We start from the raw sequence: 21,811 nt of genomic DNA, 5'->3' as shown, positions 1-21,811 counted from the left end.
CGGGAGTGAGATCCGATGGCATTGAAGCAATACCGACCGATCACTCCCTCGCTGCGCGAGCTGGTGATCGTTGACCGCTCCGAGCTGTGGAAGGGCAAGCCGGTCAAGGCGCTGACCCAGGGCCTGACGAAGTCCGGCGGCCGCAACAACACCGGCCGCATCACGGCGCGGCGCATGGGCGGCGGCCACAAGCGCGTCTACCGCCTGGTGGACTTCAAGCGGCGCAAGTTCGACGTCCCGGCGACCGTCGAGCGGATGGAGTACGACCCCAACCGCACCGCCTTCATCGCGCTGATCAAGTACCAGGACGGCACGCTCTCCTACATCCTGGCGCCGCAGCGCCTGAAGGTGGGCGACCCCGTGGTGTCGGGCGAGCGCGTCGACGTGAAGCCCGGCAACGCCATGCCGCTGAAGAACATCCCGGTCGGCACCGTGGTGCACAACGTCGAGCTGAAGCCCGGCAAGGGCGGCCAGCTGGCGCGCGCCGCCGGCACCTATCTGCAGCTGGTCGGCCGCGACAGCGGCTACGCCCAGCTGAAGCTGCCGTCCGGCGAGTTGCGCATGGTGCGCGGCGAGTGCATGGCCACCATCGGTGCCGTGTCCAACCCCGACCAGCTCAACATCAATCTGGGCAAGGCGGGGCGCTCCCGCTGGCTGGGCAAGCGCCCGGCGGTCCGCGGCGTGGTGATGAACCCGATCGACCACCCGCACGGCGGCGGCGAGGGTCGCACCTCGGGCGGCCGCCACCCGGTGACGCCGTGGGGCAAGCCGACCAAGGGCAAGAAGACGCGGAACAACAAGAAGACGGACGCGCTCATCCTGCGCCGTCGCTCGAAGTAAGGAGGTCGAACCGTGGCGCGCTCCGTATGGAAAGGCCCGTTCGTCGATGGCTTTCTTCTGAAGAAGGCCGACAAGTCGCGGGCCAGCGGCCGCAACGAGATCATCAAGATCTGGTCGCGGCGTTCGACCATCCTGCCGCAGTTCGTGGGTCTCACGTTCGGCGTCTACAATGGGCACAAGTTCCTGCCGGTGCTGGTGACCGAACACATGATCGGCCACAAGTTCGGCGAGTTCGCTCCGACGCGCACCTTCTACGGGCACGCGGCGGACAAGAAGGCGAAGAGGAAGTAAGCCATGGGCAAGGCCGCCAATCCCAGCCGTATCGCTGAGAACGAGGCGCAGGCGTCGGTCAAGATGATCCGCACCAGCCCGCGCAAGCTGAACCTCGTCGCCCAGCTCATCCGCAACATGGACGCGGCGTCGGCCGTGGCCGAGCTGACCTTCTGCAAGCGCCGGGTCGCCGGCGACGTCAAGAAGGTCCTGCAGGCCGCGATCGCCAACGCCGAGAACAACCACCAGCTCGACGTCGACCGGCTCTACGTGGCCTCCGCGACGGTCGGCCGGGCGCTGGTGATGAAGCGCTTCCACGCCCGCGCCCGTGGCCGCGGCGCGCGCATCGAGAAGCCGTTCTCCAACCTGACGATCGTCGTGCGCGAGCGCGCCGAAGCCGCTGAGGGGGCCGAGTAACATGGGTCAGAAAGTCAATCCCATCGGGCTGCGGGTCGGCATCAACCGCACCTGGGACAGCCGCTGGTTCGCCGGTCGCGACTACTCCAGCCTGCTGCACCAGGACCTGAAGCTGCGCGACTTCCTGCAGGAGCGCCTCAAGCAGGCGGGCTGCTCCCGCGTCGTCATCGAGCGTCCGGCCAAGAAGGCCCGCGTCACCGTCCACACCGCCCGTCCGGGCGTGGTGATCGGCAAGAAGGGCGCGGACATCGAGAAGCTGCGCGGCGAGCTGGCCAAGATGACCGGCTCGGAGGTGAGCCTGAACATCGTCGAGATCCGCAAGCCGGAGATCGACGCCCGCCTCATCGCCGAGAACATCGCCAGCCAGCTCGAGCGTCGCGTCGCCTTCCGCCGGGCCATGAAGCGGGCCGTGCAGTCGGCCATGCGCCTCGGCGCCCAGGGCATCCGCATCAATTGCTCCGGCCGCCTCGGCGGCGCCGAGATCGCGCGTCTGGAGTGGTACCGCGAAGGCCGCGTGCCGCTGCACACCCTGCGCGCCGACATCGACTACGGCACCGCGACGGCCAAGACCACCTACGGCACCTGCGGCGTCAAGGTGTGGGTGTTCAAGGGCGAGATCATGGCGCACGACCCGATGGCCCAGGACAAGCGCATGGCCGGCGAGGCCGTGGCGACCGACGGCGAGCCCCGCCGCGACCGCCGCGACCGTGACGGCGAGCGCCGTGACCGCCGCGGCCCTCGCGGCGACCGGGGCGACCGGGGCGGCGATCGGGGCGACCACCGTGGCGACCGGAGCGAAGCCTCCGAGCGCGGCGCCAGCGAGTAAGGGGACCGAGCGATGCTTTCTCCCAAGCGTACGAAGTACCGCAAGGCCCACAAGGGCCGCATCCACGGCAACGCCAAGGGCGGTACGGCGCTCAACTTCGGGGCCTTCGGCCTGAAGGCCCTGGAGCCCGAGCGCATCACGGCGCGGCAGATCGAGGCGGCCCGCCGCACGATCACCCGCCACATCAAGCGCCAGGGGCGCGTGTGGATCCGCGTGTTCCCGGACGTCCCGGTGTCGACCAAGCCCGCCGAGGTGCGCATGGGCTCCGGCAAGGGCTCGCCCGAGTACTGGGCGGCCCGCGTGAAGCCCGGCCGCATCCTGTTCGAGCTGGACGGCGTGCCGGCCGACCTGGCGAAGCGCGCATTCGAGCTGGCGGCTGCCAAGCTGCCGATCAAGACCAAGTTCGTGACTCGCCTCGGCGAGGAGGTGGCGGCATGAAGGCCGAAGACATCCGGGCCAAGAGCGACGACGAGCTGAACGATCAGCTCCTCCAGCTCAAGAAGGAGCAGTTCAACCTGCGCTTCCAGCGCGCCTCGGGGCAGCTGGAGAACACCGCGCGGGTTGGCGTCGTGCGTCGCGACATCGCCCGCATCAAGACCATCCTCGGCGAGCGCCAGCGCTCCGCCGCGGCCGCGAAGTAAGGAGGGCCTCCCATGCCTCGCCGCGTCATGCATGGCACGGTGGTCAGCGACAAGGGCGACAAGACCGTCGTCGTGCTCGTCGAACGCCGCGTGATGCACCCCGTCTACAAGAAGTTCATCCGTCTCTCGAAGAAGTACGCCGCCCACGACGAGAACAACCAGTTCAAGATCGGGGACATGGTCGAGATCGTCGAGTGCCGTCCGATTTCCAAACGGAAACGCTGGATGGTGGTGACGGAGTCCGCCGCCGCCAGCGGCGCCGCCTGATTGAGAAAGGTGTGATCCTATGATCCAGATGCAAACCAACCTGGAAGTCGCCGACAACAGCGGGGCGCGCCGGGTGCAGTGCATCAAGGTGCTTGGCGGCTCCAAGCGGAAGGTCGCGACCGTCGGCGACGTCATCGTCGTGTCGGTCAAGGAGGCCATTCCGAAGGGCCGCGTGAAGAAGGGCGACGTGCACCGCGCCGTCATCGTCCGCACCGCCAAGGAGCTGCGCCGTGACGACGGCTCCGCCATCCGCTTCGACCGCAACGCCGCCGTTCTGATCAACAAGCAGAACGAGCCGATCGGCACCCGCATCTTCGGGCCGGTCACCCGCGAGCTGCGCGCCCGGAAGTTCATGAAGATCATCTCGCTGGCGCCGGAGGTGCTGTGATGGCCGCGAAGATCAAGACCAAGGATCGCGTCGTCGTCCTGACCGGCCGCGACAAGGGCAAGACGGGCGAGGTCGTCAAGGTTCTCCCCAAGGAGAACCGGGTGATCGTCCAGGGCGTCAACGTGGTGAAGAAGCACGTCCGCCCCAGCGCCCGCTCGGAGGGCGGCATCGTCGAGATCGAAGCGCCGATCGACGCCTCCAACGTCGCCCACATCGACCCGAAGGACCAGAAGCCGACCCGCGTCGGCTTCAAGGTCCTGGAGGATGGCCGCAAGGTGCGTGTCGCCAAGCGGTCCGGCGAGATCATCGACCTGTGAGGGCCGGACCATGGCTGCACGACTGAAAGAGATCTACGACAGCAAGATCCGCGCCGCCCTGAAGAGCGAGTTCGGCTACACGAACGACCTCCAGGTGCCGCGGATCGAGAAGGTCGTCATCAACATGGGCGTCGGCGAGGCCGTCGGCGACTCCAAGAAGATTCAGATGGCCGTCGGCGAGCTGCAGGCGATCACCGGCCAGAAGCCGGTGGTGACCAAGGCCCGCAAGTCCATCGCCCAGTTCAAGCTGCGCGAGGGCATGTCGGTCGGCTGCAAGGTCACGCTGCGGCGCGACCGCATGTACGAGTTCCTGGACCGCCTGATCACCATTGCCCTGCCGCGCGTGCGCGACTTCCGCGGCGTGCCGGGCAATTCCTTCGACGGCCGCGGCAACTACGCCATGGGCGTCAAGGAGCAGATCATCTTCCCCGAGATCGACTACGACAAGATCGACCAGATCCGCGGGATGGACATCATCATCGTCACCACGGCGAAGACCGACAAGGAAGCCAAGGCGCTTCTCAAGGGCTTCGACATGCCGTTCGTGAGCTGATACCAGGAGCACGTACCATGGCGAAGACCAGCGCCGTCGAAAAGAACAAGCGCCGCATGAAGTTGGCCAAGCAGTACGCCGACCGGCGTGCCCGCCTGAAGGCCATCGCGAAGGACCCGTCCGTGTCGCCGGAGGACCAGTTCGCCGCGCGCCTCAAGCTCGCCGAGCTGCCGCGCAACTCGTCGAAGGTGCGCATCCGCAACCGGTGTGAGATGACCGGGCGCCCGCGCGCTTTCTACCGCAAGTTCAAGCTGTCGCGCATCGCGCTGCGGGACCTGGCCTCGACCGGCCAGATCCCCGGCATGGTGAAGTCGAGCTGGTAAGGAGGCCGCACGATGGCTCTGAGCGATCCCCTCGGCGATATGCTGACCCGCATCCGCAACGGACAGCGCGCCCGCATGTCCTCCGTGGAAAGCCCGGCTTCCAAGCTCCGCAGCAACGTGCTGGAGGTGCTGAAGCGCGAGGGTTACATCCGTGGCTACAGCCAGGAACAGGTTCGTCCCGGCGTCGCCAACCTGAAGATCGAGCTGAAGTATCACGAAGGCGAGCCGGTCATTAAGCAGATCGCCCGCGTGTCGAAGCCCGGTCGCCGCGTCTACTCGAAGATCGCCGATCTGCCCAAGGTCTACAGCGGCCTGGGCATCTCGATCCTGTCGACGCCGCGCGGTGTCATGTCGGACAACGAGGCCCGCGCCGCCAATGTCGGCGGCGAAGTCCTCTGCCGCGTGTTCTAAGGAGGCGGCCATGTCGCGAATTGGCAAACACCCCGTGTCGGTCCCGGCCGGCGTCGACGTCCAGGTGCAGGGGCAGACCGTCTCGGCCAAGGGCAAGCTGGGCGCGCTCAGCACGACCCTGATCGACGACGTCGTGCCGAAGCTCGAGGACGGCAAGATCAGCGTCACCCCGCGCAACGACTCCAAGCGCGCGCGCACCATGTGGGCCACCGCCCGCACGCTCGTGAACAACATGGTGGTCGGCGTCTCGCAGGGTTACACGATCAACCTCGAGATCAACGGCGTCGGCTACCGCGCCGCCGTGCAGGGCAAGGAGCTGGTGATGCAGCTCGGCTTCTCGCACGACGTGAAGTACCCGATCCCCGAGGGCATCACGATCAAGTGCGACAAGCCGACCTCCATTTCGGTGAGCGGCTTCGAGAAGCAGAAGGTCGGTCAGGTGGCCGCGGAGATCCGCGGCTGGAAGAAGCCGGAGCCCTACAAGGGCAAGGGCATCAAGTACACCACCGAGACCATCCTGCGCAAGGAAGGCAAGAAGAAGTAGGCCCGCCATGCTGAAGCCCAAGCACATGGAACTGCGCCGCAAGCAGCGCGTGCGCATTCAGATCGCGAAGAAGGCCGGCGGGCGGGTGCGTCTGTCGGTCCATCGCACCAACCTGCACATCTACGCCCAGCTCATCGACGACGCCGCGGGCAGGACGCTTGCGGCCGCCTCGTCGACCGAGAAGGACGTCCGCGGCGAGATCAAGCACGGCGGCAACGTCGAGGCGGCCAAGCGCATCGGCGCCCTGATCGCCGAGCGCGCCAAGGCGGCGGGTGTCACCGAGGTCGTCTTCGACCGCGGCGGCTATCTCTATCATGGTCGGGTCAAGGCCCTGGCCGAAGCTGCCCGCGAGGGCGGGCTTTCGTTCTAAGGAGACCCTGACATGGCACGTGAACGAGGCGATCGGGGCGGCCGCGACCGGCAGCCGCGCGAGCGCGATCGGGAAGAGAGCGAGCTGGTCGAGAAGCTCGTCGGCATCAACCGCGTGGCCAAGGTGGTCAAGGGCGGCCGGCGCTTCGGCTTCGCCGCCCTGGTCGTCGTCGGCGACGGCAAGGGCCGCGTCGGCTACGGCTCGGGCAAGGCCCGAGAGGTGCCGGAGGCGATCCGCAAGGCCACCGACCAGGCCAAGCGCGGCATGATCCGCGTGCCGCTGCGCGAGGGTCGCACCCTGCACCACGACGTCAACGGCCATTTCGGGGCCGGACGCGTCGTGCTGCGGGCCGCCCCGGCGGGTTCCGGCATCATCGCCGGCGGCCCGATGCGCGCGATCTTCGAGGCGCTCGGCGTGGCGGACGTGGTGACGAAGTCGATCGGCACCTCGAACCCCCACAACATGATCAAGGCGACCTTCGACGCCCTGACCAAGGTGGTCAGCCCGCGCGCCGTCGCCGCCCGTCGTGGCCGCCGCGTCAGCGACATCCTCGGCCGCCGGGAGACCGGTGCCGCCGAGGCGAAGGAGGCGTGATATGGCCGACAAGAAGACTGTCGTAGTCACCCAGATCCACAGCCCGATCGGCCGCCGCGGCGACCAGCGGGCGACTTTGGTCGGCCTGGGCCTGAACAAGCTGCACCGCACGCGCGAACTGGAGGACACTCCGGCCGTGCGCGGCATGATCGCCAAGGTGCAGCACCTGGTCCGCGTCGAGAACGAGGGCTGATGCCATGACCAAGCTGAACGAGCTCCGGGACAACGCCGGTGCGCGCAAGGCCCGCATGCGGGTCGGCCGCGGCATCGGCTCCGGCAAGGGCAAGACCGGCGGCCGCGGCGTGAAGGGTCAGACCTCGCGCACCGGCGTCGCCATCAACGGCTTCGAGGGCGGCCAGATGCCCCTGCACCGGCGTCTGCCGAAGCGGGGCTTCACCAACCTCTTCGCCAAGGAGTACTCGGTCGTCAACCTGGGCCTGGTCCAGAAGGCGATCGACGCCGGCAAGCTGGATGCCGGGCAGACCGTCGACGCGGCGGCCCTGCAGGCCGCCGGCCTGGTGGGCAAGCTGAAGAAGGACGGCGTCCGTCTCCTCGGCCGGGGCGAGCTGACGGCCAAGGCGTCCTTCACGGTGGCCGGCGCGTCCAAGTCGGCGATCGAGGCGGTCGAGAAGGCCGGCGGCAGCGTGACGGTCACGCAGCCCGCCGCCGAAGCCGCCGAGTGAGCCGGGGGGCCCGCCCCCGGGCGGGCGCCGCTGGTGACGGAAAAAGATAGGCGTTGACGCGAGGGCGGCCTGCGGTGCAGGACCGCCCCGCACGCACGTTTGCACCCACGCTAGTTTCCACCGGGGGACGACAAGCCATGGCATCAGCGGCCGAACAGCTCGCCGCGAACATCAACTTCGGCGCGTTCGCGAAGGCGACCGAGCTGAAGAAGCGCATCTGGTTCACCCTGGGTGCCTTGATCATCTACCGGCTGGGCACCTACATCCCGCTTCCCGGCATCGACCCCCAGATCCTGCAGGACATCTTCCGCCAGCAGGGCGGGGGCATCATGGGCATGTTCGACATGCTCGCCGGCGGCGCGTTGAGCCGCATGACGATCTTCGCGCTCAACATCATGCCGTACATCTCGGCATCGATCATCGTCCAGCTCCTGACCGCCGTCTCGCCGCAGCTCGAGGCGCTGAAGAAGGAGGGCGAGGCGGGCCGCAAGAAGCTCAACCAGTACACCCGCTACGGCACGGTGCTGCTGGCGACGGTGCAGGCCTACGGGCTGGCCGTCGGCATGGAGGCGATGACCAGCTCCACCGGCTCGGCGGTCGGCGATCCCGGCCTGTTCTTCCGCGTGACCACGGTCATCACGCTGGTCGGCGGCACGCTGTTCCTGATGTGGCTGGGCGAGCAGATCACCGCCCGCGGCATCGGCAACGGCATCTCCCTCATCATCTTCGCCGGCATCGTCGCCGAGCTGCCGCGGGCCCTGGTCGGCACCCTGGAGCTCGGGCGCACCGGCGCCATCTCGACCGTCTTCATCATCTTCCTCCTGCTGATGGCGGTCGGCGTCGTGTTCTTCATCGTCTTCATGGAGCGCGCGCAGCGGCGCCTGCTGGTGCAGTATCCCAAGCGCCAGGTGGGCAACCGCATGTTCGGCGGCGAATCGACCCACCTGCCGCTCAAGCTCAACACCTCGGGCGTGATTCCGCCGATCTTCGCGTCGTCGCTGCTGCTGCTGCCGCTGACGGCGATCGGCTTCGCCGGCGGTGACGGGCCGGAATGGCTGCAGGCGGCGTCGCGCTACCTGGCGCACGGCACGCTGCTCTACATGGTGCTGTACGCCGCGCTCATCGTCTTCTTCTGCTTCTTCTACACCGCCATCGTCTTCAATCCCGCGGAGACGGCGGAAAACCTCCGCAAGTACGGCGGCTTCATTCCCGGCATCCGGCCGGGAAAGAACACCGCCGACCATCTGGACTACGTGCTCACGCGCCTCACGGTGCTGGGTTCGGCCTACCTGGTGGTGGTCTGCCTGCTGCCGGAGTTTCTGATTGCGCAGCACGCGGTTCCGTTCTATTTCGGCGGCACCAGCCTGCTCATCGTGGTGACGGTGACGATGGACACGGTGGCGCAGATCCACTCCCATCTCCTGGCGCACCAGTATGAGGGGCTGATCAAGAAAGCGAAGCTGCGGGGGAAAAAATGAATCTGATCCTGCTCGGTCCGCCGGGCGCCGGGAAGGGGACCCAGGCGCGCCGTCTCGAGGACACGCGCGGTCTCGTCCAACTCTCCACCGGCGACATGCTGCGCGCCCTGGTGGCGGAGGGGGGTCCGTTGGGCCAGCAGGCCAAGGACATCATGGCGGCGGGCAAGCTGATGCCGGACGACCTGATGGTGCAGATGATCGGCGAGCGCATCGAGAAGCCGGACGTCAAGAACGGCTTCATCCTCGACGGTTTCCCGCGCACCGTGGCGCAGGCCGAGGCGCTCGACCGCATGCTGGCGGAAAAGGGGCTGCGGCTCGACCATGTCATCGAGATGAAGGTGGACGACGGGGCCCTGGTGGAGCGCATCACCGGCCGCTACACCTGCGCCAAGTGCGGCAAGGGCTATCACGACGTGTTCGAGAAGCCCAAGGTCGACGGCGTGTGCGACGTCTGCGGCTCGACCGAGTTCAAGCGGCGGGCCGACGACAACGCCGAGACGGTGACGACCCGGCTGGAGCAGTATCACGCGCAGACCGCGCCGATCCTGCCCTACTACCGGAGCCGCGACGTGCTGAAGACGGTGGACGGCATGGCCGACATCGACGAGGTGACGCGGCAGATCGAGGCGATCATCGCCTGAGGGCGGCGGTCGCGCGGGTTGACAGGAGGGCGTGTTGTTCTATACTGCGCGCCCTCGGTGCCCGAAGGGACCGAACGGAATTCTGCGTCCCGATTCAGTTCGCCTGAGTCGGGCGCTTGTGCATCGCAGACTATGGCCCTTCGGGCCTTGTAGCTTATCGAGGAGAGCAGGCGTGGCGCGTATTGCTGGCGTCAACATCCCCGCGGCCAAGCGCGTGGAGATCGGGTTGACCTACATCCACGGCATTGGCCCGGCCAAGGCCAAGGAGATCTGCGAGAAGCTGAGCATTCCGGCCGAGCGCCGGGTGAATCAGCTGACCGACGACGAGGTGCTCCGCATCCGTGAGACCATCGACGGCGGCTACCGGGTCGAAGGCGACCTGCGTCGCGAAGTCGCCATGAACATCAAGCGCCTGATGGACCTGGGCTGCTACCGCGGCCTGCGTCACCGCAAGGGCCTGCCGGTCCACGGTCAGCGCACCCACACCAACGCCCGCACCCGCAAGGGTCCCGCGAAGCCGATCGCCGGCAAGAAGAAGTAAATCAGAGGACTACCTTCAATGGCAAAGCCGTCCGCTGCCGCGCAGCGCCTGCGCCGTCGTGAGCGCAAGAACATCACCGCCGGTGTCGCGCACGTCAACGCGTCCTTCAACAACACCATGATCACCATCACCGACGCGCAGGGGAACACCATCTCCTGGTCGTCGTCGGGCACGATGGGCTTCAAGGGCTCGCGCAAGTCGACCCCCTACGCCGCCCAGGTGGCCGCCGAGGATGCCGGCCGCAAGGCGCAGGAGCACGGCATGAAGACCCTCGAGGTCGAGGTGAAGGGCCCGGGTTCGGGGCGCGAATCGGCGCTGCGCGCGCTGCAGTCGATCGGCTTCACCATCACCTCGATCCGCGACGTGACGCCGATTCCGCACAACGGCGTCCGCCCGCCGAAGAAGCGCCGCGTCTGATCCGCGGCGTCACCGGTCCTGCGGGAGGCTTTCCGTTCCGGGGCACGCGGCCGTCCGCCATCGCGGCCGCGTCGGAATTGGAACGGTCGGGCACCCGCTGGCTCGCTCAGACCCGATGGCATGAGGTCCACCCGTGCTTCAGAAGAACTGGCAAGAGCTGATCAAGCCCAGCAAGCTCGACGTGCAGCTGGGCGATGACGCCGACCGCGTCGCCACCATCGTCGCCGAACCGCTCGAGCGGGGCTTCGGCCTGACCCTCGGCAACGCGCTCCGCCGCGTCCTGCTGTCGTCGCTGCAGGGTGCCGCGGTCACCGCCATCCACATCGACGGCGTGCTGCACGAGTTCTCGTCGATCCCCGGCGTGCGCGAGGACGTGACCGACATCGTCCTCAACATCAAGTCGATGGGCCTGCGCATGGGCGGCGACGGGCCGAAGCGCATGCGCCTGCGGGCCGAGGGGCCGGGCGAGGTGCGGGCCGGCATGATCGAGACCGGCGCCGACATCACCGTGATGGACCCGGACCTGGTGATCTGCACGCTGGACGCCGGCGCGCGGCTCAACATGGAGCTGACGGTCGAGACCGGCAAGGGCTACGTCCCGGCCAGCCAGAACCGCCCGGAGGACGCGCCGATCGGCCTGATCCCGGTGGACGCCCTGTTCTCGCCGGTGCGCAAGGTCTCCTACAAGGTGGACAACGCCCGTGTCGGCCAGGTCACCGACTACGACCGGCTGTCCATGGTGGTCGAGACGAACGGCGCGGTGAAGCCGGACGACGCGGTGGCGCTGGCCGCCCGCATCCTGCAGGACCAGCTGCAGCTCTTCATCAACTTCGAGGAGCCGACGGCCGCCGTCCACGAGGAGAAGCACGAGGAGGTTCCGTTCAACAAGAACCTCCTGCGCAAGGTCGACGAGTTGGAGCTGTCGGTCCGTTCGGCCAACTGCCTCAAGAACGACAACATCGTCTACATCGGCGATCTCGTGCAGAAGACCGAGGCGGAGATGCTCCGGACCCCGAACTTCGGCCGCAAGTCGCTGAACGAAATCAAGGAAGTGCTCGCCCAGATGGGCCTCCATCTCGGCATGGAGATCCCGAACTGGCCGCCCGAGAACATCGAGGAACTGGCCAAGCGTCTGGAAGAGCCGTACTGAGCGTCATGACGGGCTCCCGCACCGCGGGGGCCCGTCCCTTTCCGGGTCGTCGCGACCCGACCCGCGCCGTGCCGGCCCGTTCCGGGCGGCGGGGGACCACCATCGGCTCCCCCCTGGGGGGCCAAGCCATGTAAGGAGGATCAGCCATGCGTCACGGCATGTCCGGACGGAAGCTCAGCAAGACCACCAGCCACCGCAAGGCCATGTTTTCCAACATGGCCAACGCGCTGATCAAGCACGAGCAGATCAAGACGACCCTGCCCAAGGCCAAGGAGATGCGGCCGATCATCGACCGCCTCATCACGCTGGGCAAGAAGGGCGGCCTCGCCAACCGGCGCCTCGCCTTCGCCCAGCTGCGCGACGACGCCATGGTGTCCAAGCTGTTCTCCACCCTGGCCGATCGCTACAAGGAGCGGCAGGGCGGTTACAGCCGAGTCGTCAAGGCGGGCTTCCGCTACGGCGACGCCGCGCCGATGGCGATCATCGAGCTGGTGGACCGCGATCCCGAGGCCAAGGGCCAGGATTCCGGTCCGGTCCAGGCCAGCGAGGAGGCCGAGGCCGAGGCGTGAGCCGGCGGTTTCGGTTGTTTTCCCAGAGCGTCGCGCGGTAGGGTCCGCGCCAGACCCCTCCCTCCGGGCCGGCCCCCGGGGGGAGGGCTTCTGTTAGGAGCGGGCGGACCGACGGGATGCTGAGACCGCTGTACAATTGGATCCTGCGGGCCGCCTCCCGCAAGGATGCCGTTTGGTGGATGGCGGGCGTTTCCTTCGCCGAAAGCTCCTTCTTCCCGCTGCCGCCGGACGTCATGCTCGTGCCGATGTGCCTGGCCGAGCCGAAGAAGCTGTGGTGGTACACCAACGTCTGTGCCGTGGCGTCGCTGCTCGGCGGGCTCGTCGGCTACGCCATCGGCTTCTATCTCTTCGAGAGCGTCGGGCGCTGGATCTTCGACCTGTACGACCTGTGGGCGTCGTACCACTCCTTCAGCGAGTCGTTCAACGCGCTGGGGCCGTGGTTCCTGATCCTCAAGGGGATCACGCCGATCCCCTACAAGCTGCTGGCCATCATGGCCGGCATCGCCCAGATGGACCTGCTGGTCTTCGTGCTGTGCTCCGTCGTGGCGCGCTTCTCCCGCTATTACCTCATCGCGGTCCTGCTGCACTTCTACGGGCCGCAGGTGCAGCAGATCATCGAGAAGCGGCTGATGCTGGTCACCACGCTGGTGCTGGTGATCGTCGTCGGCGGCCTGCTCAGCTTCAAGTTCGTCTAGGACTGGATCGCTCCGGGTGGAATCACCTGGGGCGTGGATCCTGCTCTAGCCGCCGCCGCGCTCAGCGCGGCACTCCCTGGTCCTGGCGGTCGCGCTCGGCCGGCGTCATGTGGCGGCGGTCGCGCCGTTCGCGCACGACGATGACGGCGATGGCGGCGGCGATCAGCACGCCGCCGAGAATCGGCAGGACCATCTCCAGGCCGGAGACGCCCGGTGCCGCCACCATGCGCAGGGCCAGGACGGCCAGTCCGGCCAGCAGAAGGCCGACGAAGAGGACGGTGGTGCCGCGCCGCCGCGGCGGTCGGTCGTTCGGCTGTGGGCTCATTTGCGGCGTTCCCTTTCGCAAGGTCTTCCCGTCATATTGGGGTGACGGGCGCGGGAAGCAGGGGGGTGTGACGATCCGCGCATAGCACCGCGCCGCCCCCAAGAACAAGGAAACAGGAGTCCAGATGTTCCGTCGGCTTGCCGTGATCGTCGTGACGGCCGTGACTTTGGCCGCGTGCTCTTCGCCTTCGGGCGCGCCGTCCTCGGCGCCGTCGGCCACGCCGGGGCCCGGGCCCGCGGTGACCGGCAGCGCGCCGGCGACCCGCTCCGGGCCGGCGGCGGACCGCGTGGAAACGGGCGACCCCGCCGAACCGTCGCCCCTTCTCGACGCCGAGTCGCCGGCCGCGTCCTGCCCGGCGGCGTGCGAGCGCAGCTTCCGCATCTGCATGGACTCGGTGGCGGCGCGCCCCAGCGCCGGCACGACGGAGCAGTTCGGCATGTCCAGCACGCGGCCGTTCACCGCCACCGACGACTGCCAGTACGAGTTGGGCCGCTGTCTGCAGCGCTGCCCGACGTCGACGTCGCCCTGAGGCATGGCGATGGCCAGGCGCCGCGGCGCAGGGGAGGGGGGCGGGCTGTTCTCCGGCGCCGCCCCGCGTCCGCTCGCCGACCGTCTGCGTCCCAAGAGCCTCGACGAGGTGGTCGGCCAGGAGCATCTGCTGAACCCGGACGGGCCGATCGGGCGCATGGTGGCGGCGCACCGGCTGGCCTCGATGATCCTTTGGGGGCCGCCGGGCTGCGGCAAGACCACCATCGCCCGTCTGCTGGCGCAGACGACCGACCTGCACTTCGAACCGCTTTCCGCCGTGTTCTCCGGCGTCGCCGACCTGCGGCGGGTCTTCGAGGCGGCGCGGGAGCGGCGGGTGACGGGGCAGGGAACCCTGCTGTTCATCGACGAGATCCACCGCTTCAACCGCTCGCAGCAGGACGGCTTCCTGCCCTATGTGGAGGACGGCACGGTGACGCTGGTGGGCGCCACCACCGAGAACCCGTCCTTCGAGCTCAACGCGGCGCTGCTGTCGCGCTGCCAGGTGTTCGTCCTGAACCGCCTCGACGAGGCGGCGCTCGACCGGCTGCTGCGCCGCGCCGAGGCGGAGGAGGGGCGGGCGCTGCCGGTCGACGCCGACGCCCGCGCCGCTCTCAAGGCGATGGCCGACGGCGACGGCCGCTTCTGCCTGAACCTGTGCGAGGAGCTCTTCGCGCTGCCAGAGGGCACGGCGCTCGACACGGCGGCGCTGACGGCGACGGTGCAGCGCCGCGCTCCGGTCTACGACAAGGCCCAGGAGGGGCACTACAACCTCATCAGCGCCCTGCACAAGTCGCTGCGCGGCTCCGACACCGACGCCGCCCTCTACTGGCTGGCGCGGATGCTGGCCGGCGGCGAGGATCCGCGCTACATCGCCCGCCGGCTGACCCGTTTCGCCGTCGAGGACATCGGCCTCGCCGACCCCGGCGCCCTGACGCAGGCCATCGCCGCCTGGGAGGCGTACGAGCGGCTGGGCAGCCCGGAGGGGGAACTGGCGATCGCCCAGCTCGTCGTCTATCTCGGCACCGCGCCCAAGTCGAACGCCGCCTACCTCGCCTACAAGGCGGCGACGCGCGCCGCCCGCGAGACGGGGTCGCTGATGCCGCCCAAGCACATCCTCAACGCCCCCACCCGGCTGATGAAGGAGATCGGTTACGGGGCCGGCTACGCGTACGACCACGACACGGCGGAGGGGTTCTCCGGCCAGAACTACTTCCCCGACGGGATGGAGCGGCGGGCCTTCTACCGGCCGGTCGAGCGCGGGTTCGAACGGGAGATCCGCAAGCGCCTCGACTATTGGGCGCGGCTGCGGGAACGGCGGCAGGCCGATGACGGGCCTTGAGCGGTTCGTCGCCATCGACTGGTCGGGCGCCAAGGGACGCAACTACGCCGGCATCGCCGTCGCCGAATGCCCGGCCGGCGCGGCGCCGCCGCGGCTGGTCCCGCCGCCCGGCGGCGGCCGGTGGTCGCGCAGCGCCGTTCACGACTGGCTGCTGGAGGGGCTGGGGCGGGAGCCGGCGCTCGTCGGCATCGACTGCGCCTTCTCGCTGCCCTTCGCGGTGGCGGGCCGCTACGGCGTCGGCGACGCCTTCGCCCTGTGGGACCGGGTGGAGGGCCTGACGGCCGAGCACCCCGACCTGCTGGGCGGCCCGTTCGCCGACCATCCCGACCACGCCGGCGACTTTTGGCGGTCCGGGCGCCAGCCGGCGTGGTACCGCGATCCCCACCGCCACACCGAACGGCAGTGCCGCGCCGACGGGCTGGGCAGTCCGCAGAGCCCCTACAAGCTGATCGGCTCCAAGCAGGTGGGGCGCGGCGCGCTCGCCGGCATGCGGCTGCTGCGCAGCCTGCGCGCCCGCGGCGGCGGCCGTGTCGCGGTCTGGCCGTTCGACGAGCCGGCGCCGGGACAGACGGTGATCGTCGAGATCTACCCGCGCCTGTTCCTGAAGCGCACCGGCTTCGGCCTGCGCAAGATCCGCGCGCCGCAGGACGTCGACACGGCGCTGGCGGCGCTCGGCTCCGCTCCGGCCGCCCTGGCGGGGGCGGTCAGCGACCACGACGCCGACGCGCTGGTGTCGGCGGCCGGGCTGCGGTGGCTCGCGGCACGGCCGCGGGCGTGGCGGCCGCCGATGATGGGCGAGGACGACCGCCGCCGCGAGGGCTGGATCTTCGGCGTCGGCGCCTGAGGGCGCCGGAGGGGCGTCGGCGCCTGAAGGCGCCGGAGGGGCGTCGGCGCCTGAGGGCGCCGGAGGAGGACGGAGGCGGTCAGCCGGCCATGGCGAGGATGTCCGCCGTCTCGGCGATGCCGGCGTATTCGCCGTCCAGGATCGCCAGGGACAGCGCGTGGACGTCCTCGGCGGGCCAGACCCTGCCGCGGCGGTCGGCCCGGGCGAACGTGAAGCAGGCGTCGGCGACCACCCAGGTCTCGAAGCCGAGGTTCCCGGCCATGCGCGCCGTCGCCTCGACGCTGTTCTCGGTGATGACGCCGGTGATCACCAGGGTGGCGACGCCGTTGGCCGTCAGCCAGGCGTCGAGACCGGTGCCGATGAAGGCGCTGTTGGTGGTCTTCGGGACGACCCGCTCGCCTGGGGCGGGCTCGGCCTCGGGCTTGAACGGGTGTCCGGGCGATCCCGTGTGGTAGGTCGATGCGGGGTTCGGCTCGTCGTGGCGGACATGGACGACCGGCCGGCCGCTGCGGCGCCACGCCGCCAGCAGGGCGGCGACGTTGGCCTCGGCCTGCGGGTTGTTGCGCGGGCCGTGCGCCGCCCACCGGGGATCGTCGATGGCGCGCTGGAGGTCGATCACGAGAAGGGCGGCGTTGGCGGGCAGGGCGGGCATGCGCGTGCGACTCCGTGGGGGAGGCGCCATGCTGGCAAAAGCCGCGGCGCGACGCCAGCCTTCACGGCCGCACCGGCGGTGCGAACGCCGGTGCGGCGCGTTGCGGCCGCTCGGCTGCGGGTTTCGCCGGCTTGAGGCTGCGGCTCCATTCGATCAGCCGGGCGAAGCCGAACATCGCGGCGACGCCGAGGCCGCCCGTCAGCACCTGCACGGCGAGGCGCTCGCCGGCCACCGTGTTGGCGATGTCGGCCAGCGGAGCCAGCACCACCCCGAGGCAGAAGATCTCCAGCGAATGCCGGCCGATGCGGCGCACCTCGGCGGCCAGCGGATGGTCGAGCCACGTCCCCTGCGGCACCAGCGCCGCGGCGCACAGCGCCAGCGCCAGGAAATGCAGGAGGCGCAGCGGATCGAGGTCGGTCTTGCTGACGGGGTAGATGAGGTCGGCGACGGCCGGCGGCACCAGCGCCTCGTGCAGGGCCGGCCAGCGCCAGGACAGGGCGAGCAGCCCGCCCAGCAGCAGGCAGCCCATGGCGCCGGCCAGCAGCGGGCCGGGCACCCGCGGCGCCGGCGCGGCGCGGCGCTCCAGGGCGATGGCGGCGCCCAGAACGAACAGGAACTGCCAGGCCAGGGGATTGAAGAACCAGGTTTCGCCGCGCGGGCCCGGGAAGTTCCAGTCGAACGCCAGGGCCGCCAGGTACAGCGCCGCCGATCCGGCCACCGCCCAGCCGCGCCAGCGCAGCAGCACCGGCAGCAGCGGCGCCAGCAGGGCGAGCAGGACGACGTACAGCGGCAGCGGGTCGAGGAGCCCCGGCTTGAAGCGCAGGGTCAGCGCGTCGACCAGCGCGCGCTGGGGATCGGCGACGAAGTAGCCGAGGTTGAGTTCTTCGATGAAGTCGCGGGTCTCGACCCGGGCGTTGGCGACGAAGACGACGCCCATCAGCACGATCATCAGGAAGATGTGTGCGACGTACAGGGTCCAGGTCCGCTTGAGGATGCGCACCGCCGCCGGCACGTAGCCGTCGCGCACCATGGCCCGGCCGTAAGCCAGGGCGGCGCTGTATCCGGCGAGGAAGACGAAGACCTCGGCCGCATCGCTGAGGCCGAAATTCCGCATCGACACCTGGCCCAGAATGCTGCCGGGCGTGTGGTCCCAGAAGATGAAAATCAGGGCAAGACCGCGATAGAAGTCGATCCGGCCGTCGCGTTCCGTCTGCATCGGGGCTTCCGCTCGTTGCCGCGCTTCTGCATTGCAGGCAGAGAAAGAACGGCCCCGCTTCTGACATGTTCCTTTGCGCTGCTGCAGGCGCGGCGGGGGGCGCGGTGTAACACCCCCGTGTCGCTCCTCCCCGAACGGGAGGGTGGCGTCAGCGTACGGCCGCGGTCTGCGCCCGGTCGGGGGTGGCGATCACGTCGGCCACGAACTCGGCGAGGCAGCGGTAGCTGGGGTCGCGCATGTGGTAGCCGTCCGGGCTGAGGATGGCGTCGGCGGTGAAGCGGCCGCTGTCGAGCCACCACTTCATGACGCTGTGGCGGTCGACCACCGGGACGCCCAGCTCCCGCCCCAGGGCCTGCACCGCGTCCACGTAGGCGGCGTAGGAGTCGACGTCGCGCTCGCCGGGAAAGTACTGCGGGTTCATCAGGATGAGGTCGGCGCCGGCGTCACGGGCCAGAGCGGCGCCGTCGCGCACGGCGGCGACGAAGGCGGGGAGCGGCACCCGCTGGAAACTGTCGTTGGTGCCCACCTGCCAGACCACCAGGTCCGGCTTGGCGGCGAGCACGTCGCGGTCGAAGCGCGCGAGATTGGCGCCGGCCGTCTCGCCGCCCACCCCCTTGTTGAGGACGGCGATGCGCGCCGCCTTGAGACGCTGGCCGAGCAGCGCCTCGAGCTGCGCCGGATAGGTCTTGGAGGGAGCCGAGGCGCCGACCCCCTCGGTGCTCGACGACCCCAGCGCCACCACGGTCAGCGGCCGGCCGGCGGCGAGCGCGTCGCGCGTGCGCGGCAGGTCCGCCGCGACGGGCCGGCCGCTCTCGGGCGGGAGCGGGCACAGCTCGGAGGCGGTCGCTCCCCCGGCCCACAGCAGCGCGATTGCCAGCACCCCGCCCAGCACCCGTCCGATCATGATTCCCTCCCGCTCGCGACGACGGCGGGAGTGTCGCGCGGTTATGGTTTATATTGTGTTAACCATGAGTGTCGCGCCGGCCCCGTCGAATCTCCTGGATTCGTCGGGGCCATGCTGGCAAACGACGCCGGCACCGCTGGTGTCGGCGCCCGCAGGGCGTCTACACTCGAACCCGGCCCGTCACGATCGGAGAGTCGTTCACCCGTGTCCGTCACCACCATTCCCGCCGCCGCGGACGGCGCCGCCGCCAGCGCCGTCGCCTCGGCCGGCCGCTGCGCGACGCTGGCGGCGGTCGGCCAGGGGCTCGGCACCGCCGCTCCCGTCGCGACGCCGACGGTCAGGGGGAGCGGCCGCTTCACCACCCTTCCCCCGTTCGCGCCCGACGTCGGCGTGCCGACCGGGCGCAGCGCCAATCTGGAGGCAGCCATGCATGTGCCGGGCCCGCTGGTTCTGACGATCGCCGGCCCGTTCGCCGGCCCATTCGCCGGCCCATTCGCCGGCATGGCGGCGGCGATGCGCGTCGCCGCCGGGACGGTCCTGTCGTGAGCGCGTCGACCGCCAACGCCGTGGAGACCCGCACGGTGACGGCGGACGAGGCCGACGTCCGCCTCGACCGCTGGTTCCGCCGCCACTTCCCCGACCTCACCCACGGCCACCTGCAGCGCCTGCTGCGCACCGGGCAGGTCCGGGTCGACGGCAAGCGGGCGGAGGCCAACACCCGGCTCGCCGCCGGCCAGAGCGTCCGCGTGCCGCCGCTGACCGTGCCCGGCGACGCCGCGGCGCGGCCCCGCCCCGCCGCCCCGGCGCTCGGCCGCGGAGAGGTGGAAGCCTTGCAGGCCCGCGTCCTCTACAAGGACGAGGACGTCATCGCCATCGACAAGCCGGCGGGGCTGGCGGTGCAGGGGGGGACCGGCACCTCCAAGCATCTCGACGCCATGCTCGATGCCCTGCGCTTCGGCGCGGCGGAGCGGCCGCGGCTGGTGCACCGGCTCGACAAGGACACCTCCGGCGTGCTGCTGCTGGCCCGCAGCGCCTTCGCCGCGTCCCGGCTGACCGAGATGTTCCGGGGCCGCGACGTGCGCAAGATCTACTGGGCGGCCACCGTCGGCGTGCCCAAGCCCTTCCAGGGCAAGATCGACCTGCCGCTCGCCAAGGAGGGCAGCGCGCGGGGCGAGCGGGTGGCCGCCGACGCCGAGGACGGCAAGCGCGCCGTCAGCCTGTACAGCGTCGTCGAGCATGCCGGCAAGAACGCGGCCTTCGTGGCGCTGTGGCCGCTGACCGGGCGCACCCACCAGCTGCGTGTGCACATGGCCGCCATCGGCACGCCGATCCTCGGCGACGGCAAGTACGGCGGCGCCGGCGCCTTCCTGCCCGGCGCCGAGGTGGCGAAGAAGCTGCATCTCCACGCCCGCCGCCTGATCCTGCCGCACCCCCGCGGCGGGCGCACCATCGACGTGACGGCGCCGCTCTGCGAGCACATGGCGGCGACCTGGCGCTATCTCGGCTTCAGCGCCAACCTGCGGGAGGACCCGTTCGCCGACTACGCGTGACCGGGCGCCGCCCCGAGGTCGCTCCCGGGGCGCCCGGCGCGGTCCCTCTTGCCGGTGTGGGCGGCGGGCGCCATCTGTGGTAATCCTGCGCCCCCGTCCCGTTCAAGCGCCGCCCGCCGATGGCCACCCCGCTCCGCCTCGCCCTGTTCGACTGCGATGGAACCCTCGTCGACAGCCAGCACCTGATCGTCGCCTCGATGGCCGCCGCGTGGCGGGCCCACGGGCTCGGCGATCCCGACCCGCGGGCCGTCCGCCGGATGGTCGGGCTGCCGCTGGCGCAGGCGATCGCCGTCCTGCTGCCCGACGTCGACGGGGCGCGGCACCAGGCGGTCGCCGACAGCTACCGCGACGCCTTCTTCGAGCTGCGCTCGGCGGCGGCTCCGGAGCCGCTCTTTCCCGGCATGCGCGAGGCGCTGGACGCGCTCGACGCGGCCGGCGTGCTGCTCGGGATCGCGACCGGCAAGTCGCGGCGCGGCCTGACGGCCGTGCTGGAGGCGCACGGGCTGACCAGCCGCTTCGTCACCCTGCAGACCGGCGACACCGGTCCCGGCAAGCCGCACCCCGACATGGTGCACCGCGCGCTCGCCGAGAGCGGCGCCGAGGCGGCGGCGACGGTGATGATCGGCGACACCACCTACGACATGCAGATGGCGCGCAGCGCCCGCATTGCCTCGGTGGGGGTGTCGTGGGGCTACCACGAGGTGCCGGAGCTGCGGGCGGCCGGCGCCGATCGCATCGTCGACGACGGCCATGCCGTCGCCGCGACGGTGCTGTCGCTGCTCGACGGCGGCACGGCGAGCTGAGGACCGGAGAGGATGAAGCGTTTCTACAAGAGCGTCGACGTGGCGTCGACCGACGAGGGATGGGAGGTGCGGCTGGACGGCCGTGCCGTGCGCAGCCCGGCCAAGGCCCGGCTCCTGTTCGCCGCGGAGCCGCTGGCCCGCGCCGTGGCAGCCGAGTGGGAGGCGCAGGGCGAACAGGTCGCCCCGCACACCATGCCGCTGATGCAGCTCGCCGCCACCGCGGTCGACGTGGTGGCTGACCGGCGCGAGGAGATCGTCGCCGGTGTCGCCAAATACGCCGAGACCGATCTCCTGTGCTACCGCGCCGAGCACCCGCGGGAGCTGATCGAGCGGCAGGCCCGCGTCTGGCAGCCTCTGCTGGACTGGGCGACCCTGCGCTACGACGCGCCGCTGCACGTCTGCGCCGGGCTGATGCCGCGTCCCCAGCCGGAGCCCGCGACGCGCGCCCTGCGCCACGCGGTGGCCGCCTACGACGACTGGGGCCTGTCGGCGCTCCAGTCGGCCACCTCGGCCTGCGGTTCGCTGGTGCTGGCGTTGGCGCTGATGGAGGAGCGGATCGATGCCGGCGAGGCCTTCGATGCCTCCCAGCTCGACGAGACCTACCAGATCGAGCAGTGGGGCGAAGATCCCGAGACGACCAGGCGCCGCGCCGCGCTGCGCACCGACATCGACGCGGCCCGCCGGTTCGCCGATCTGCTGCGCGGCTGATCCGGCG

Annotated in this window: 34 protein-coding genes and 1 pseudogene; 31 read left to right on the top strand and 4 right to left on the bottom strand. The window is 70.1% G+C overall.

Features of this window, described 5'->3' with window-relative positions; translation table 11 throughout:
• Positions 1-15: 15 nt before the first annotated feature.
• The 24 genes and pseudogenes from rplB (at position 16) to ACSBPG_RS12560 (ending at position 12,935) form a co-directional block, all read left to right on the top strand.
• Positions 16-840: a 50S ribosomal protein L2 gene (gene rplB / locus ACSBPG_RS12675; RefSeq protein ID WP_435537533.1), complete on the top strand. Its 825-nt coding sequence runs from the start codon at positions 16-18 to the stop codon at positions 838-840.
• Between the two features lie 12 nt (positions 841-852).
• Positions 853-1,131: a 30S ribosomal protein S19 gene (gene rpsS, locus ACSBPG_RS12670; RefSeq protein ID WP_435537532.1), complete on the top strand. Its 279-nt coding sequence runs from the start codon at positions 853-855 to the stop codon at positions 1,129-1,131.
• Between the two features lie 3 nt (positions 1,132-1,134).
• The gene (gene rplV / locus ACSBPG_RS12665) at positions 1,135-1,527 is read left to right on the top strand and encodes a 50S ribosomal protein L22 (protein WP_435537531.1); all 393 of its coding nucleotides are present in this window, start codon (positions 1,135-1,137) and stop codon (positions 1,525-1,527) included.
• 1 nt (position 1,528) lies between these two features.
• Positions 1,529-2,191 (top strand): annotated as a pseudogene (gene rpsC, locus ACSBPG_RS12660) (30S ribosomal protein S3); the annotation flags it as partial.
• Positions 2,192-2,365: 174 nt separating this feature from the next.
• A complete protein-coding gene (gene rplP / locus ACSBPG_RS12655) occupies positions 2,366-2,791 on the top strand; it encodes a 50S ribosomal protein L16 (RefSeq protein ID WP_435537530.1) in 426 nt (141 codons plus the stop codon).
• The gene (rpmC, locus tag ACSBPG_RS12650) at positions 2,788-2,994 is read left to right on the top strand and encodes a 50S ribosomal protein L29 (protein ID WP_435537529.1); all 207 of its coding nucleotides are present in this window, start codon (positions 2,788-2,790) and stop codon (positions 2,992-2,994) included. The genes rplP and rpmC overlap by 4 nt, the downstream gene beginning before the upstream one ends.
• A 12-nt stretch (positions 2,995-3,006) precedes the next feature.
• Entirely contained in the window at positions 3,007-3,261 is a 255-nt protein-coding gene (gene rpsQ / locus ACSBPG_RS12645) for a 30S ribosomal protein S17 (RefSeq protein WP_435537528.1), read from the top strand.
• Positions 3,262-3,280: 19 nt separating this feature from the next.
• Positions 3,281-3,649, top strand: coding sequence for a 50S ribosomal protein L14 (gene rplN, locus ACSBPG_RS12640; protein ID WP_435537527.1), 369 nt, complete (start codon positions 3,281-3,283; stop codon positions 3,647-3,649).
• The gene (rplX, locus tag ACSBPG_RS12635; protein ID WP_435537526.1) at positions 3,649-3,966 is read left to right on the top strand and encodes a 50S ribosomal protein L24; all 318 of its coding nucleotides are present in this window, start codon (positions 3,649-3,651) and stop codon (positions 3,964-3,966) included. The genes rplN and rplX overlap by 1 nt, the downstream gene beginning before the upstream one ends.
• A 10-nt stretch (positions 3,967-3,976) precedes the next feature.
• A complete protein-coding gene (gene rplE, locus ACSBPG_RS12630) occupies positions 3,977-4,519 on the top strand; it encodes a 50S ribosomal protein L5 (RefSeq protein ID WP_435537525.1) in 543 nt (180 codons plus the stop codon).
• A gap of 17 nt (positions 4,520-4,536) precedes the next feature.
• Positions 4,537-4,842, top strand: a complete 306-nt coding sequence (gene rpsN / locus ACSBPG_RS12625; protein WP_435537524.1) for a 30S ribosomal protein S14 — start codon at positions 4,537-4,539, stop codon at positions 4,840-4,842.
• A 12-nt stretch (positions 4,843-4,854) separates the two neighbouring features.
• Positions 4,855-5,253 (top strand): 30S ribosomal protein S8, encoded by a 399-nt coding sequence (gene rpsH / locus ACSBPG_RS12620; RefSeq protein ID WP_435537523.1) that lies wholly within the window; start codon positions 4,855-4,857, stop codon positions 5,251-5,253.
• A 10-nt stretch (positions 5,254-5,263) separates the two neighbouring features.
• The gene (gene rplF / locus ACSBPG_RS12615) at positions 5,264-5,797 is read left to right on the top strand and encodes a 50S ribosomal protein L6 (protein WP_435537522.1); all 534 of its coding nucleotides are present in this window, start codon (positions 5,264-5,266) and stop codon (positions 5,795-5,797) included.
• Between the two features lie 7 nt (positions 5,798-5,804).
• A complete protein-coding gene (gene rplR, locus ACSBPG_RS12610; protein ID WP_435537521.1) occupies positions 5,805-6,167 on the top strand; it encodes a 50S ribosomal protein L18 in 363 nt (120 codons plus the stop codon).
• 12 nt (positions 6,168-6,179) lie between these two features.
• Complete coding sequence (rpsE, locus tag ACSBPG_RS12605) at positions 6,180-6,761, top strand: 30S ribosomal protein S5 (protein WP_435537520.1); 582 nt, start codon at positions 6,180-6,182, stop codon at positions 6,759-6,761.
• A gap of 1 nt (position 6,762) precedes the next feature.
• Positions 6,763-6,954 carry a 50S ribosomal protein L30 gene (gene rpmD, locus ACSBPG_RS12600; RefSeq protein WP_435537519.1) on the top strand — a complete coding sequence of 64 codons (192 nt, stop codon included), beginning with the start codon at positions 6,763-6,765 and terminating at the stop codon, positions 6,952-6,954.
• Positions 6,955-6,958: 4 nt separating this feature from the next.
• The gene (gene rplO, locus ACSBPG_RS12595) at positions 6,959-7,444 is read left to right on the top strand and encodes a 50S ribosomal protein L15 (RefSeq protein ID WP_435537518.1); all 486 of its coding nucleotides are present in this window, start codon (positions 6,959-6,961) and stop codon (positions 7,442-7,444) included.
• A 137-nt stretch (positions 7,445-7,581) separates the two neighbouring features.
• Positions 7,582-8,922, top strand: a complete 1,341-nt coding sequence (gene secY / locus ACSBPG_RS12590) for a preprotein translocase subunit SecY (RefSeq protein WP_435537517.1) — start codon at positions 7,582-7,584, stop codon at positions 8,920-8,922.
• On the top strand, positions 8,919-9,563 hold the full coding sequence (locus ACSBPG_RS12585; protein WP_435537516.1) for an adenylate kinase: 645 nt from the start codon (positions 8,919-8,921) through the stop codon (positions 9,561-9,563). Before secY ends, ACSBPG_RS12585 begins: the two co-directional genes overlap by 4 nt.
• 172 nt (positions 9,564-9,735) lie before the next feature.
• A complete protein-coding gene (gene rpsM, locus ACSBPG_RS12580) occupies positions 9,736-10,104 on the top strand; it encodes a 30S ribosomal protein S13 (RefSeq protein ID WP_435537515.1) in 369 nt (122 codons plus the stop codon).
• 18 nt (positions 10,105-10,122) lie between these two features.
• The gene (gene rpsK / locus ACSBPG_RS12575) at positions 10,123-10,521 is read left to right on the top strand and encodes a 30S ribosomal protein S11 (protein ID WP_435537514.1); all 399 of its coding nucleotides are present in this window, start codon (positions 10,123-10,125) and stop codon (positions 10,519-10,521) included.
• Positions 10,522-10,654: 133 nt separating this feature from the next.
• Positions 10,655-11,671, top strand: a complete 1,017-nt coding sequence (locus ACSBPG_RS12570; RefSeq protein WP_435537513.1) for a DNA-directed RNA polymerase subunit alpha — start codon at positions 10,655-10,657, stop codon at positions 11,669-11,671.
• 146 nt (positions 11,672-11,817) lie between these two features.
• A complete protein-coding gene (rplQ, locus tag ACSBPG_RS12565) occupies positions 11,818-12,240 on the top strand; it encodes a 50S ribosomal protein L17 (RefSeq protein WP_435537512.1) in 423 nt (140 codons plus the stop codon).
• 179 nt (positions 12,241-12,419) lie between these two features.
• Positions 12,420-12,935: a YqaA family protein gene (locus tag ACSBPG_RS12560; protein WP_435537511.1), complete on the top strand. Its 516-nt coding sequence runs from the start codon at positions 12,420-12,422 to the stop codon at positions 12,933-12,935.
• Positions 12,936-12,996: 61 nt separating this feature from the next.
• Here ACSBPG_RS12560 and ACSBPG_RS12555 read toward each other — a convergent pair whose 3' ends face one another.
• Entirely contained in the window at positions 12,997-13,260 is a 264-nt protein-coding gene (locus tag ACSBPG_RS12555) for a hypothetical protein (protein ID WP_435537510.1), read from the bottom strand.
• A 238-nt stretch (positions 13,261-13,498) separates the two neighbouring features.
• Here ACSBPG_RS12555 and ACSBPG_RS12550 point away from each other — a divergent pair, with 238 nt between their 5' ends.
• From ACSBPG_RS12550 to ACSBPG_RS12540, 3 genes are read left to right on the top strand one after another with little or no spacing between them, the layout of a single operon-like run.
• Positions 13,499-13,789, top strand: coding sequence for a hypothetical protein (locus ACSBPG_RS12550; protein WP_435537509.1), 291 nt, complete (start codon positions 13,499-13,501; stop codon positions 13,787-13,789).
• 9 nt (positions 13,790-13,798) lie between these two features.
• Positions 13,799-15,127, top strand: coding sequence for a replication-associated recombination protein A (locus ACSBPG_RS12545; RefSeq protein WP_435537508.1), 1,329 nt, complete (start codon positions 13,799-13,801; stop codon positions 15,125-15,127).
• Positions 15,114-15,971: a hypothetical protein gene (locus tag ACSBPG_RS12540; protein WP_435537507.1), complete on the top strand. Its 858-nt coding sequence runs from the start codon at positions 15,114-15,116 to the stop codon at positions 15,969-15,971. Before ACSBPG_RS12545 ends, ACSBPG_RS12540 begins: the two co-directional genes overlap by 14 nt.
• A 79-nt stretch (positions 15,972-16,050) precedes the next feature.
• Here the strand turns inward: ACSBPG_RS12540 and ACSBPG_RS12535 are convergent, their stop codons facing one another.
• The 3 genes from ACSBPG_RS12535 to ACSBPG_RS12525 all read right to left on the bottom strand — a co-directional run bounded on the left by ACSBPG_RS12535 (position 16,051) and on the right by ACSBPG_RS12525 (position 18,743).
• Entirely contained in the window at positions 16,051-16,623 is a 573-nt protein-coding gene (locus ACSBPG_RS12535) for a cysteine hydrolase family protein (RefSeq protein WP_435537506.1), read from the bottom strand.
• A 61-nt stretch (positions 16,624-16,684) separates the two neighbouring features.
• On the bottom strand, positions 16,685-17,839 hold the full coding sequence (locus ACSBPG_RS12530; RefSeq protein ID WP_435537505.1) for an OpgC domain-containing protein: 1,155 nt from the start codon (positions 17,837-17,839) through the stop codon (positions 16,685-16,687).
• A gap of 148 nt (positions 17,840-17,987) precedes the next feature.
• Positions 17,988-18,743: an SGNH/GDSL hydrolase family protein gene (locus ACSBPG_RS12525; RefSeq protein WP_435537504.1), complete on the bottom strand. Its 756-nt coding sequence runs from the start codon at positions 18,741-18,743 to the stop codon at positions 17,988-17,990.
• Positions 18,744-18,947: 204 nt separating this feature from the next.
• On the opposite strand from ACSBPG_RS12525, the gene ACSBPG_RS12520 reads away from it, so the two are divergent.
• The 4 genes from ACSBPG_RS12520 to ACSBPG_RS12505 all read left to right on the top strand — a co-directional run bounded on the left by ACSBPG_RS12520 (position 18,948) and on the right by ACSBPG_RS12505 (position 21,804).
• Positions 18,948-19,289, top strand: a complete 342-nt coding sequence (locus ACSBPG_RS12520) for a hypothetical protein (protein ID WP_435537503.1) — start codon at positions 18,948-18,950, stop codon at positions 19,287-19,289.
• Entirely contained in the window at positions 19,286-20,293 is a 1,008-nt protein-coding gene (locus ACSBPG_RS12515) for an RluA family pseudouridine synthase (RefSeq protein WP_435537502.1), read from the top strand. Before ACSBPG_RS12520 ends, ACSBPG_RS12515 begins: the two co-directional genes overlap by 4 nt.
• Positions 20,294-20,412: 119 nt before the next feature.
• Positions 20,413-21,096, top strand: a complete 684-nt coding sequence (locus tag ACSBPG_RS12510; protein WP_435537501.1) for an HAD-IA family hydrolase — start codon at positions 20,413-20,415, stop codon at positions 21,094-21,096.
• A 12-nt stretch (positions 21,097-21,108) separates the two neighbouring features.
• Positions 21,109-21,804, top strand: coding sequence for an ATP12 family chaperone protein (locus ACSBPG_RS12505; protein ID WP_435537500.1), 696 nt, complete (start codon positions 21,109-21,111; stop codon positions 21,802-21,804).
• The last annotated feature ends 7 nt before the right edge of the window (positions 21,805-21,811 follow it).

It is taken from the genome of Azospirillum sp. ST 5-10 (genome assembly GCF_051225715.1).
Taxonomy (GTDB): domain Bacteria; phylum Pseudomonadota; class Alphaproteobacteria; order Azospirillales; family Azospirillaceae; genus Azospirillum.
This window is presented reverse-complemented; position numbering and strand designations above follow the sequence as displayed.